A 12658-nucleotide genomic window follows, 5' to 3' on the forward strand; every position below is an offset into this window, starting at 1 on the left:
GCAGCTTCGACACGGCAAGAGTGCGCCACTATCCCCGTGCCGCCTATACGACCCATGCGTTAGGTCGTCCGACCTACCGACTTCTTACGAATGATGTCCTTGCGAACCCGATGAAGGCCTTGATAGAGCCAGCGCACCGGGCCGTAGGCGTGAAATCCGGCGGTCGCACGGGTCCCGCGCACCACGTAGAGCGAACCACACGCCTCGCTGCGGCTCGCCAGCACGCGTTTGTACTGGTTGTCGCCATAGCCGAAGCTGATCCGTACGCCGGGAAAGCGATCGATCAGCGCACGTATCGCCTGGAAGGTGGCGACCGAACCGATACCCACCTTGGCGACATCTTCGTCGTAACCGAGGTCGTCGACCAGATAGGTACCACCAAGAAGGTAACCATGCACGTAGGCCAGCGGGCGCCCTTCCCTCACCACCACATGGCCGATCAACTGCCCGGCGCCCGCAAGCCGGGCGAACAGGGCGGCACGCTCGGGCGCTTCCCAATCCGTCGGCAGGTCCTCGTGATGCCAGGTGCGTGCGTAGACCTCGTTCATCAGCCGACAGTACGTCGGCATGTCTTCGGGGCGGTCGAAAGTGTGCAGCGCGGCGTCGCCGCCGAGCTTGCGATACGCACGGCCCACACGCTGGGTCAGGTCGCCGCGCTTCTTCTTGTCGAAGCTGGCCAGCCATGCCTCCGACGATGCTTGCGGGTCGATGGACCAATGCACCTGGTCGAGCAGATGCGCCGCGACGGTGCGAAAGCCGCCCCCACGCGAAAGCGCCTCGGCGAAGCGATTGGGCAGGTCGGCCTCCTGGATGCGTACGACACTGACGTCGGCATCGCCCATGAGTTGGCGGCTCACCACCAGTTCGACGGTCTCGCGGTCGGCGTGTGCGGCGACGATGCCGGCGCCGAGCAGGCGCAGGGCCGCGCCTCGAAACAGGCGCAAGCGGCGACCGGCGAGGTCGAGCCGTGCCGTATGCAGGATGGCCAGGAGTGGCGCATAGCCGACGACGTGCCCCGCACTGTCGCGCACGACGATCACATGAGGCACCGTGCCGTCGTCGCGACTGTCGACTTCGTAGGCGATCCAGTCCGGATGCTGCACGATGCCGCTGGCCGCACCAGGCTTTTCCGCGACGGCCGCTAGCTCGTCGCGCATGCCGCGCAGTTCGTCGACGCTGCGCAGGATCGCGCTCAGGTACGTCATGGACTGGCCTTCGCAGCGGAGGGCTGCATCACGTTGAGGGCGCGCAGGAACACCCGGCCGGGTGGGCCGAGGCGCCGGCTGATGCCGGCCATCAGCTGCAGGTCCTCGCCGGTCCAATAGCGGACGACGACGCTCATCGGTGCGTAGATGACGACGAAGACGGCGGCGCCGACGAGGAAGCCGAGCCGCGAAGGGGTGGCCACGGTGACGGCCCAGGCCACGCCGGTCGAGACCAGGCCGACGACGAACAGCCGGGCCATGGCCGCAACGGGCAGCGCCCCGCTGGTCGCCTTGCGCAGGTAGTGAATGGCCAGGCCCATCTCCACGATACGGGTGCCCGCGTATGTGACGACCGCCCCGGCGAGCCCGAACGTCGGAATGAGCGCGATACCGAGCACGGCATTGGCGACGACGGCAACGGTGGCGATACGAATGCGATCGTCCTGTCGATCGACCACCGTCTGGAATGCCGCGATGCCATTGCCGATCAACAACAGGCCGCCAAGGACGAGCGTCGCCTCGATGGCCGGAATCGCATCGATGTAGCGGTTGCCGTACATCAGCCGGACGATTTCGGGCGTGGTCACCAACCCGAGACCGGCGATGGCGACGCCGACGGCCCAATAGAAGCGGGTGGCCTCGGAAAGAAAGCGCGCCGCTCGCGCCGTCCCGCTCTCGCCGAAGGTCTTCGCCATGTACGGCAGCAGCGTGGAGGTGAGCCCTACCGAGAATAGCTGCACGGCGCCGCGCGTCAGCGTGCCGGCAATGGCGAAATAGCCGACCGCCACCGACCCGGAAAACGTATTGAGCAGGAACACTTCGATGGTTCCCACCCGGAACGAGCCCATCAGCACCAGCACGGCCGTGAGTTTCAGGTGGCGATTCACCCGCGCGTTCGTCGCCGGCGGAATGGGACCGGGGGCGAACGCGCGGCAGTAGTAACGGTAGGAAAGCCGGTTTATCAGGTTCAACAGCAGGCAGGCGACCGCGAACAGGGCGACGAAGGTGATCAGGTCCGCGTGCAGCAGCATGGCGCCGAGGACGAAGACCATGCCGACGATGCCGGCGATGACGGTGGCGATGGCCTCGGGCTCGAAGCGCTCCTGCCCCTTGCCGATGGCGACGAGCACGGCGTAGTTCGACTTGGCGACGACGGCGATCACGACCAGGACCATGATCGGCAGCAGCGAGGTGCCCCACTCCGCCGGGCTGGCGAAGACGGCGATCAAGGCGAACAGTCCGATGACGACGAGCGAACTATAGGTCTGGATGCGAGAGAAACGCGCGGCCAGGCTGGAAGCGAGCGTGGGGTCGCCCATGCCGTCCGCCTCGGCGATGAACTTGGTCGACGACGTGGTCAGCGCATGGTTCGAGCAGACAATGAGCCAGCCACACAACCATACCGTGAAGGCATAGCGACCGAAATCCGCCGGACCCAGTGAGCGCGCGATCCACACACTCATCAACAGCCCGAGCGCGTACTCGATATACGTAGACACCGTGACGATGCCGATGCTGCGCAACACGGCGACACGGCGATTCATGGCGCGCTACCGACGAGGTTCGCCGCACGGGTGAGACCGGAACCCGCCGGCTGCTTCATCATCCACTGCGCCACGCCGGCACCCCGGTTGTTCCAGTTGAACCGACGCAGCGTATCGGCGATGGATGCGCAGGCATCGCTGTACGACGAGGACAATGCGGCGAAGCGTTTCTTCAACGCGGCCGCTTTGGCCGGATCTTTCTCGAAATAGTACGCGGCGGCGACCGGCAGGCCGAGTTCCACGGTATGACCGTCGCTGTACCAGCCCTCCGACTCCTGGATCTTCATCAGGGCGTCTTTCTTCGCGTGCGACGAGGACCAGTACCAGGCGATCTGCCCACCCGATCCGGAGCACTCGTTGCGCCAGTCATGCGGGTGCACGAGCAACGAGGGATCGATCCAGCCGTAACGTTCCAGGTACCCACCGAAGGCGGTGAGCATGGGCGGGATGCGCGAATCGTCGGTCACCAGCCAGGCGTGCCAGAGGCCGTCGACGATGTTCTCGCTCATCCAGGGCGACGCGCCGCGCACGTCGTCGGCGCCGCCCGGGTCGTTCTCGTGAACGTTCCAGCTGTTGCGCCAGGAACCGTCGTTGCCGAGGCCGTCCGGATTGGCACGCTGCTGGTCGCTGAGCCAGCCGACGCGGGCATCGATCCGCTCGCGATAGCGCTTGTCGCCGGTGAGTTCGAACGCCGCGACGGTCTCGATCAGTCCCAGGCCGGCCAGTCGCTCGGTGAAATAATCGTCGGGGTGTTTGTACGGGCCGGGAGCACCGTTCCAGCCACCGCTGTTCCAGAGGTCGGCCATCTTCGCGACGGTTTCGGCGTCATGCATCGAGTCGTCGCCGGTCAGCGCCACGGCGAGCAGGATCGGCTCGATATAGACGTACTTGACGTCGCAGGGCTTGCCATCGGGAAGCCAGCCGCCACCACAGATCGGACTCACGGCGGGGCCGTCGCGCTTGATGCCCGCCATGTACCAGCGATAGCTCTCTTCGGCCGCCTCGAGGTAATCGGCACGGCCGGTACGCACGTACGCCTTGAACAACGTGGATGGCCGGTCGAACAACCATGCCGTGGTGTCCTTGACCGGCAGCGCGGCCGCCCACTTGAACTGGGCGTCGACATAGCGGGCATACGGTTCGTCGCGGGTGGCAACGGACTGCGGGCCGGCGATCAACGACGCGGTCAGCCACTCCGGGGTCAAGGTGCCCAGGGCTGCCGGGCGGTCCTTGACCATCCCGCGGGTATACGGCCACACCGGCAGGTTCGCCGAGCGCGGCTCGCCCAGGGCGAAATAGTAGGTCCCCTGGGCAGCCATGAACTCCGCACGCACGGCGCGCAGGCTGCCGTCCCGGTCATGCCAGGTGAGCATGCGCGTCACCGCGGCAGGGACTTCCTTCCCGTGCGCGTCGAGGATGCGCAGGTGGTCGGTGTCGCGCAGGACACCGGGAGGCAACGGAATCCCCACGGACAGCGGCAGGTTGTCGCCCTGCCCCGCGATACGCCGCACCTCGATACGCTGCGCCGAGACCATGCCGCTCGCGGTGGAGCGCGCAGGCACGGACGCGAGCGAGGCCGCCAGCGCCAGTACGCAGGCGATGACGAAGAGCACGTGCGAACGCGTGCTCATGCCACCGACGCGGTGGGCAGGTTCGCGCCGGCCAGGTGATATTCCCAGGTCAACGCGGTGCGCACGATGAAGTCGAGATCGTCATAACGAGGTGTCCAGCCCAGTTCCTGCCGCAGCCGGTCGCTACAGGCGATGAGCTTGGGGATGTCACCGGGACGGCGTGGCAGCTCGATCACGTTGAGCGCATGGCCGCCGACGCGTGCCACCGCGTCGACGACCTCGCGCACGCTGTAGCCATGGCCATAGCCGCAGTTGAGCGTCAACGAAGCGCCACCGTCGCGCAGATGATCGAGCGCCCGCAGGTGCGCGGAAGCGAGGTCCTCGACGTGGATGTAGTCGCGCACGCCCGTGCCGTCCGGTGTGTCGTAATCCGTCCCGTAGATCGATACGCTGCGGCGCTTGCCCACCGCGTGCTCGCAGGCGACCTTGATCAGAAGCGTCGCTTCCGGCGTGGAATGGCCGATCCGACCCAGCGGATCGCAACCGGCCACATTGAAGTAGCGCAGGATGACATGACGCACCGCGCCGGTCGCCGACCAGTCGCGCAGCATCGTCTCCGACATCAGCTTGGAGGTACCGTAGGGGTTGATCGGCCGGGTCTGGGTCTCTTCATCCGCCACGCCCGCGTCGGTCGTGCCATAGACCGCCGCCGTGGACGAGAAGATGAACTTGTCGACGCCCGCCTGCGCGCAGCAGGCCAGCAGGTTGCGCGTGTTACAGGTGTTGTTGCCGTAGTACTTGAGCGGATCGCTCATCGACTCCGGCACCACCGTGTGCGCGGCGAAGTGGAGCACCGAGTCGACCTGGTAGGTCTCCAGGGTCCGCGACACGAGTTCGCAGTCACCCACGTTGCCCTCGACGAAGGCGGCGCCGCGCACCGCCTCGCGAAAGCCGGTGGACAGGTTGTCGATCACGACGACGCGATCGCCACGGGCGACCAGTTGCTGCACCGTGTGGCTGCCGATATAGCCGGCGCCGCCGGTGACCAGGACCGTCTTCATGGGTGCCTCCCGGCGTTCGCCGGCGGGAAGTTGTGCGAAAGCCAGCCGCCGATGCCGTCGAGCAGTCGGGCACGGTCGCCGGTGAGGATGTAGGTGTGATCGGTCTCGGCGGCATAGCGCGTCGTGACGGCCGGGTGGCTCATGACTTTGCCGAAGCACTCGCGGAACTGGCGCGCGTGGTTGAAGTAGTTGCTGATGCCACCCGAATAGACCAGGTAGAGCTTCATGCCACGCTCGACCATGCCGGTGAAATCGGCGATGACCTCTTCGCGCGGTGCCGGCGCCACGGCGAAGACGGGCTGCGGGGCCGCTTTCGGAACGGCGGCGGTCGAACCATTGCCTGCGCCGCGCATCAACCGGCGCGCCCAGCGTCCCGGGTCGACCATCCGCGGAAGGTAGTGCCGAAGCTTGTAACCGAGGGTGCGGAACGCGTAGCCGTCGAGGAACACCGCGCCCGATACCCGCGCATCCGTCGCGGCGACCATGTGGGCGTTCTGCGCCCCCGAACACAAGCCGACCAGCACGAAGCGCTCACAGCCGGCGCGCTCGCCGAGCAGCTTCATGGCATCGTCCAGGTCGGCGCAGACCTGTTGCGTGCGCGTCTGTTGGCCGCCACTCGCAGCGCTGTCGCCCAGGGTCGAGAGATCGAAGCGCAGCGTCGGGTACCCTGCCGCGTTGAGCTGGCGAGTCAACTCGACATGCAGACGGAACGGGCCGATGCGGTGGACCAGGCCGGCGTTGAGCACGATCACGCCGGTCTCCCCGCGTACCCCTTCGGGCACGCCCGCGATGCCGACGAGATGTCGCGCCCGGCCGAAACGATGAGCTTCCTCGCGGGTCACGCGACCTCCTTCAGACGCCCGGTGACGGCCTGGATGAGCGGATGGGAGAGAATCGCCGTCTCCAGCCGTTCGAGGTCGGCCCACGGTGTCGGCGGCGCGATGGTCGCGACCTTGCCGCGCCGGGAAACGATTCGATCCCAGCGCGCACCAGCGGCGTCGGGCAGGGAATCCAGTACGAGCGTGGGCACGCTGGCGGGTGCCACGCGCAACGCGAGCAGCTGGCCGCGCAGGGTCTCGCCGATATCGAAACCGAGCCACTGCTCGGCGACGTCGCTGTGGCTACGTGGTTGGTTGAACCGGCTGGCGTCCTCGCGCAAGGCTGCCTGCATGGCGTCGAGTTCGCCGACGTAGGCCTCACCCTCGAGCACGGGATCCCAGGCGATCACCTCACTGAAACGCGCCTGCTCCGCCGCGGCCAGGGCGACACTGCCGCCGAGGCGCGCACCGAAGGCGACGAGGCGATCCGCGCCGGAGCGACGACGGAGCTCGGCCGCCGCGACCGTTGCATCGGCGACGCAGCGTTCCCAGTCGACGTCCGCACTACCACCGGCGGAATCGCCGGTGCCGTGATAATCGAAGCGCAGCACGGCCAGGCCCTGCTCGGCCAGAGACTGGGCCAGCTGACGGTAAAGCCGATGGCAACGGATGAGGTCCTGGCCCAGTGGCGGACACATCAGTACCGCGCGGCGCGCCGGCACGGCCGGCGCGTGGTACATGCCGAACAATGCCGCGTCCGGGCCGAAGAAGAACGGTACTTCTGCATCCTGGCGCATCGTTACCTCCGGTAGACCACGCCGACGAAGAACTCGGTTTCGCGATAGCTCTGGCCCACCGCGTCGCTGTTCCGGCGCTCGCGCGCCACGGACGCATGCCAGCTCCAATGCCGGTTCCATTGCTGGCCCAGATCCAGGCCCAGCCGCACGGTGTTGTCCTTGCGCGCGAACGAGTCGTATCTGGTGCGTTCGTAGGTGCCGAAGCCGGTAAGCGTCAATGTGGGCCGGATCCGGTAACCCACCCCCGCGCTGACGCCCTTGCCCGTCTGGTCGAAGGTATGGTCGGTGAGGTAGCGAAGCTGGCTGTACGACGGCGACACCGTCACGCTGAGCCGTGGTTGCTGCCACACCCAGCTCGCCTCGAAACGCTTTTCCTTGTAGACATCCGAGCCGATCACCGCGCTGCCCGTGCCGATGCCGGTGGCCGTACCGCGGCCGAGGCCGCCCGTATTGGCGAAGGGGTCGACCGCTTCCGCACGATCCGCGGTGGAACCGTTGACCGCCAGCAGTCCGGGCGTGGTGATGATGTCCTGCGCCGCGTCCGCGTACTGGTAGGTGCCGGCAACGCTCAAGGAGTGCTGGGGCGTGGGCTGCCAGCCGATCTGCAACCGCGCCAGCGGCGAGCTGGCGCTGCGACCCTGGTCGAAGCTCAGTCGGGTGCCGCCGAGCAGGACGTCCGCATCGAAATGCGCCAGTTTGCTCGTATAGCGCACATACGCTTCCTTGCGGTCGTAGTTCGCGCTGCTCGGCTGGTTGCTGAAATCGACGCGCTGGAACTCGACATTCCCTGAAATCGTATCGGTGGGATTGAGGTCGCGAAACACGCGGAAGGCCGCCAGCCCCCGGGACGAATCGAATTCATTGACCTTGGAGGCGTAGCTGTCGATATAGCGCAGCTCGAACTGGCCGCGCGCGGCGTCGCCAAAACGCATGCGCAGCGTGGGACCGACCACGACCACATTGGTCTGTTGCTGGTTACCCGGCGAGTTCGCGGCCAGTTGGTCCACCGGTTGCACCCCGGCGTAATCTTCCAGGGAAAAATCGAGGCGCTCCGGTATCGCCGTCCAGTTGGCCTGGGCGGCCAGCTGCGTCTGCACCTGAGAGTCGAAATTGTTCTCCAGGTACTTACGGTATTCGAGCGTGCCGGCAACGTTGGCCTGGAAGGTGGAACCGAGCTGCGTGTACTGGAAGGTCGCACCAGGCGTGAAGACGTTCTCGCTGATCGGCTGGTTGGACGATAGAGCGATGTTGTTGCTGTGTTCGAGACCTGCGTAGAGCGTGTAGTCGAAGGTACCCGCGAGCGCCATGGTGGGTGCCGACGCGAGCCCGATCACGATCGCACGGGCGAGCCTTGTCGATGCCGGCATATTCCCTCCCTTAGCCCCTGTGTGCATGCAACGCCTGCCGGTCGTCGCATGCGGGCGTCGTCCTTACGGCGACTGATTGAAGACCACACCCGCGAGCTTGGCGGGATCGAAGTTGGCCACGGCCTGGTTGATCGAGGCCGGCGTGTCGCGGCCGTAACCGGCCACGATGACGACGAAGTCGGCGAGGTCGGCAAGGATGCGTGCATCCGGTGAACCTTTGACCGGCGGACCGTCGAGGAAGAGGTAGCGATCCGGGTAGCGGCAGCGCAGCGAGTCCAGCACCGCACGCATGCGGAAGGAGGAGAAGTACTCGCCGCTGTTTTCACGCGACTTGCCGGCAGGAATGAGGCGCATGCGCGGCACCCCCGTGTGGTACATGATCGAAGCGATGCCACGCGAGGGATGTTCGAGGAAGTCGATCAGCCCACCGGTACGTGGCTCGACGCCGAGCGCCTTGTGCTGGTTCGGATAGCGCAGGTTGCAATCGACCAGCAGGCTGGTCTTGGCCTCGTCGAAGGCGAAGGCCGCCGCGAGGTTGCGGGTGACGAAGCTGCCGCCCGATCGCGGGCTGACAGCCGCTACCAGGGTGATGAAGTTGGTTTCCCCAGCCATCTCGAGCAGCCGTGTGCGGATCCCGCGGAAGGCGTCCGACTGCTGGCGTACCGATTCCTCGCGATGGATGAGGCGCTTGCGCTCGCAGTCGATCGGCGCCAGGGCGCCGGCTTCTTCGCGCATCCGCGCGATCGAGTGGCTCGGCGTGGCGTGCGCCTCGCCGTGGTGGGCATCGTCCTGATGCTCACGAAGCATCTCGCTGAAGTCCGTGTTGTCCGCGGCCAGTTTGTTCATGGTCAGCCCTTCATCCTCATCCAGAACAGCAGCAGGTACACCGCGCCGACACCGGCGACGATCAGGCCCAGCGCCATGTTTTGCAGGTGGTCGCGGCGACGGTCGCGCGGCGTCGGGTAGAACGGGATCGACGCGAGGACCGGGAAGCCGGTAGCGCGCTCGAGCTGGCCGACCGAACGCACCCGGGGATCGAAGCGGGCCACCGCGAACAGCAGGCCGAACGGGATGGCGAGGGACAGCGCGAGACCGGCCAGGCCAAAGTGCATGAAGCGCAGGCCGGAGGGCACCAGCGGCATCACCGCGGGGTTCTGCACCAGGAAGGTCAGGCCACGCTGCTCGGCATCGAGGTTCATCGACACGCGTGCATTCTCGCGGCGCTTCAGCAGGTCCTGGTAGACATCGCGATTGACGTTGTAGTCGCGGGTCAGTTCGGCAATGACGTTTTCCGAACTGGCGATGCGCTTGCTGCGTTCGAGTTCGGTCTGCAACATGGCCTCGCTCGCGCCGGCCCGGGCCGCGCTGGCGGCAGCGTCGCCGCGCACGGCGGACAGTTGCAGGCGCATCTGCTGGTAGACCGGATTCATCGTGGTCGAATGGTCGATCGGCATCGGCCCGCCGGCGGCACGTTGCGCATCGGCTGTCTGGGCCTGCTTGCGCACGTCCTCGATCTGGTGGCGCAGGCGGATCACGTCCGGGTAGTCCTCGGTGTAGTTGAGCAGCAGCTTGTCCAGCTGGCCCTGTAGATCGCCCAGTTGTGTCGTGTAGATGCCGCCGACCGTCTGCACCGCATTGACCTCGGACTCGCCATTGATCTGCGCGGCGAGCGACGCGGCCTGCGACTGCTTCTGCATGTAGTCCATGCGGTTGTTTTCGATCTGCATGCGCAACTGGCTGATGCGCGAATTGGTGTCCACGTCATTGCCGGGGCGCGCGTCGGCGTTGGCGTCGCGATAGGCCTTGAGCTTGCCTTCGGCGTCGGTCAGCTTGGCGCGGTACGCCTCGACCTGGCTGTTGATGAATTCGTAGGCTTCGCGGCTCTCGCGTTGCTTCGATGCCAGGCTCTCGCTGATGAACAGCTGGCCGAACGCGCGGGTGACTTCGAAAGCGCGCTTCGGATCCGAGTCGAAATAGGTGATCGTGATCAGGTTTTCACGATTGTTGATGATCTTGGTGCGACCCTTGATCCCCTCGATGATCTTGTCGCGCTCCAGCGCCGACGGGCTGTTCGCCAGCCAGCCGCCGCTGCGCAACACCTCGTCGAGCACCCGGCGGCTGAAGATCACGTCGCGGGCGATCCCGGCACGGTTCTTGTTGCCCGTAGCCGATGCCGCACCTTCCATCAGCGGCGTGATGATGCTGCTTTCCTCAGCCAGGATCGTCGTCGATGCCTCGTATTTCTTCGGCCAGACCATGCCGACGCCGAGGGCGAGTAGCGCAATTACCGCGAACATCACACCCATCGCCACGCGGCGCCTGCGCGCTTCGCCGATCAGTGCGGGCAGGAGGCCCGTAAAAGGAACAAGTTCCCCGCTCATCGCATACCCCTGTCAGAAAGCGCGCTGCGGCACCGTGATCACGTCGCCGGGCTGTACCGGGTAGTTGTTGCTCAGGTCGCCCTGCTGCAGGATCTTCTGCAACTGCACGGCATAGGCCTGGGTCGAGCCGCCTTCGCTGCGCCGATAGAGTTCGGTACGGTCGGGCGCGGCGAATTCGGTCGTGCCGCCGGCGGCGAGCACGGCGTCGAGCACGGTCATGCCCTGCCGGTAAGGAATCGAAATGGGACTGCGCACGGCGCCCGTGACGCGAACGCGCGAGAGGTATTCGTGACTGCGTAGCGCCGTCAGGATCACGGCCACTTGCGGGTCGCGGATGTACTGGGCCAGCTTCTGCTGGATTTCGGCACCGACCTGGTCGGTAGTGCGCCCACCGGCGGCGACATCGCCCACCAGCGGCACGGTGACCTTGCCGTCCGGTCGTACCGGAACGCTTACGCTGAGGTCCGGGTTATGCCAGACCGTGACCTGTAACTGGTCGTCGACACCGATCAGATAGGATTCGACCGCCGGGTTGGCGGCGTCCATCTTCGGTGGTGCCGAGGTGATTCCGCCTGTGGCGCACGCCGTCAACATGACGGTGGCGACTAGTGTGGCGACGCGATTCCAACGCTTCATGATGACAACTCCCCCTGAGACTTCGCTCGATCGGTATCGTCGTGTCGATGGGGGTCCACGTCTATTCCAACAGCCCGCCTATGCCATTCGACCGACGCGCCTAACCTTGCGAAGTGCGCCATGCTGGTCGCCCCGCGAAACGAGGAGACCGGGCTTGTCGGTAGCGGTGGACATCGTCGGGCGACTCACTCATCCCGCCATTCAGGGATTGCTGTTGGCCCTGCTCTCGACGGCCCTGGTGCTGTGGCGACGCCCCCGTGCCGCGGCGTTGGCGGCGGCGCTTGCCGTGGCCTGGATCTGGACCGCCTCCACGCCCTTGCTGGCCCTGCACCTGCGCGAAGGCCTGGCAACGGTCGCCGCGCCATCCACGCCCCATGCCGAAGCGATCGTCGTCCTGGGTGGCGGCAAGTTGCCCGGGGCCGACTGGTCACGCACGACGACGCGTGCCGGGCGGGGCCTGACCCTTTGGCGCGACGGCTTCGCCCCCCTGCTGCTGGTGTCCGGGGTCGATCAGGCAGACGAACTCGCCCACGGCTTTGCGCTGTCGGGCGTACCGTCCGGCGACCTGCGCGTGGAACGCAGCAGTCTGAATACGCACGAGAACGCACGTAACTCGGCCGCCATCCTCCGCGCGGATGGCCTGTCCGACATACTTCTGGTCACCTCGGCCATCCACATGCGCCGGGCAGCCGGGTGTTTTCGCCACGAGGGCATCGAGGTGTCGCCGGTCCCCGCCGACGACGGCCACGCGGCGTTGGCGCTCGCGCCGGCATGGTTTCCGCGCCGGGACGCCCTCACGCTCACCGCCCGCTGCCTGCGCGAATACCTCGCCCTGATGGTCTACCGCTGGCGCGGCTGGATGTGACGGCAACCAACGCGCCGCGACGTACCCAACAGCCGCGGCACCAGGCGACGCCTAGGGGTTGCCGGTTTCGATCTGCAAGGAGGTCTTACCGTCCCTGCGAACCAGACCGGGGCCGAACTGGACGACTTTCGCGTCCTTCAGCACAACGGTGTAGTCCTGATGGGAGAAGGAAAAACGGCCGGGGCGACGGTCGAGCCAGCTCATCACCTCGAAACCGATCATGTTGCGGTCCGAGTCGGGCGGGCCCAGGCGGTCGACGACCTCGTCTCGAGGCGTGCCAACGTCCAGCCGGGCCATCTTCGAGGACATCCCCGCGCAACCGGCCATGCCGGCCGTCAGCAGGGCCACCGCGATCGCTCGTTTCATCCTCACTCCCGTCCAGGTGCGGCGTCTGCCGGATGGTAGCGCACTGG

General features: G+C 66.4%; 12 protein-coding genes. 1 reads left to right on the top strand and 11 read right to left on the bottom strand.

All coding sequences use genetic code 11. The features are described 5' to 3' along the window. Positions 1 to 59: 59 nt before the first annotated feature. The 10 genes from VM621_RS11860 to VM621_RS11905 form a co-directional block, all read right to left on the bottom strand. Positions 60 to 1205, bottom strand: a complete 1146-nt coding sequence (locus tag VM621_RS11860) for a GNAT family N-acetyltransferase (RefSeq protein ID WP_325469168.1) — start codon at positions 1203 to 1205, stop codon at positions 60 to 62. Then, a complete protein-coding gene (locus tag VM621_RS11865) occupies positions 1202 to 2749 on the bottom strand; it encodes an oligosaccharide flippase family protein (protein WP_325469169.1) in 1548 nt (515 codons plus the stop codon). Before VM621_RS11865 ends, VM621_RS11860 begins: the two co-directional genes overlap by 4 nt. Further along, positions 2746 to 4380 carry a hypothetical protein gene (locus tag VM621_RS11870; RefSeq protein WP_325469170.1) on the bottom strand — a complete coding sequence of 545 codons (1635 nt, stop codon included), beginning with the start codon at positions 4378 to 4380 and terminating at the stop codon, positions 2746 to 2748. The genes VM621_RS11865 and VM621_RS11870 overlap by 4 nt, the downstream gene beginning before the upstream one ends. Next, complete coding sequence (gene galE / locus VM621_RS11875; RefSeq protein ID WP_325469171.1) at positions 4377 to 5381, bottom strand: UDP-glucose 4-epimerase GalE; 1005 nt, start codon at positions 5379 to 5381, stop codon at positions 4377 to 4379. The genes VM621_RS11870 and galE overlap by 4 nt, the downstream gene beginning before the upstream one ends. Next, on the bottom strand, positions 5378 to 6223 hold the full coding sequence (locus VM621_RS11880; RefSeq protein ID WP_325469172.1) for an alpha/beta hydrolase: 846 nt from the start codon (positions 6221 to 6223) through the stop codon (positions 5378 to 5380). The genes galE and VM621_RS11880 overlap by 4 nt, the downstream gene beginning before the upstream one ends. After that, on the bottom strand, positions 6220 to 6996 hold the full coding sequence (locus VM621_RS11885) for a serine aminopeptidase domain-containing protein (RefSeq protein WP_325469173.1): 777 nt from the start codon (positions 6994 to 6996) through the stop codon (positions 6220 to 6222). The genes VM621_RS11880 and VM621_RS11885 overlap by 4 nt, the downstream gene beginning before the upstream one ends. A 2-nt stretch (positions 6997 to 6998) precedes the next feature. Then, positions 6999 to 8363 carry an outer membrane beta-barrel protein gene (locus tag VM621_RS11890; protein WP_325469174.1) on the bottom strand — a complete coding sequence of 455 codons (1365 nt, stop codon included), beginning with the start codon at positions 8361 to 8363 and terminating at the stop codon, positions 6999 to 7001. A 63-nt stretch (positions 8364 to 8426) separates the two neighbouring features. Next, positions 8427 to 9209: a polysaccharide biosynthesis protein gene (locus tag VM621_RS11895; RefSeq protein WP_325469175.1), complete on the bottom strand. Its 783-nt coding sequence runs from the start codon at positions 9207 to 9209 to the stop codon at positions 8427 to 8429. 2 nt (positions 9210 to 9211) lie between these two features. Beyond that, positions 9212 to 10744, bottom strand: coding sequence for an XrtA system polysaccharide chain length determinant (locus VM621_RS11900; protein ID WP_325469176.1), 1533 nt, complete (start codon positions 10742 to 10744; stop codon positions 9212 to 9214). A 12-nt stretch (positions 10745 to 10756) separates the two neighbouring features. Beyond that, the gene (locus tag VM621_RS11905; RefSeq protein ID WP_325469177.1) at positions 10757 to 11380 is read right to left on the bottom strand and encodes an XrtA/PEP-CTERM system exopolysaccharide export protein; all 624 of its coding nucleotides are present in this window, start codon (positions 11378 to 11380) and stop codon (positions 10757 to 10759) included. A 154-nt stretch (positions 11381 to 11534) separates the two neighbouring features. On the opposite strand from VM621_RS11905, the gene VM621_RS11910 reads away from it, so the two are divergent. After that, positions 11535 to 12245, top strand: coding sequence for a YdcF family protein (locus VM621_RS11910; protein ID WP_325469178.1), 711 nt, complete (start codon positions 11535 to 11537; stop codon positions 12243 to 12245). 51 nt (positions 12246 to 12296) lie between these two features. Here the strand turns inward: VM621_RS11910 and VM621_RS11915 are convergent, their stop codons facing one another. Then, entirely contained in the window at positions 12297 to 12611 is a 315-nt protein-coding gene (locus VM621_RS11915; RefSeq protein WP_325469179.1) for a hypothetical protein, read from the bottom strand. Positions 12612 to 12658: the final 47 nt, after the last annotated feature.

Origin of the sequence: Luteibacter sp. (assembly GCF_035539195.1) — a bacterium.
Lineage (GTDB): Bacteria > Pseudomonadota > Gammaproteobacteria > Xanthomonadales > Rhodanobacteraceae > Luteibacter.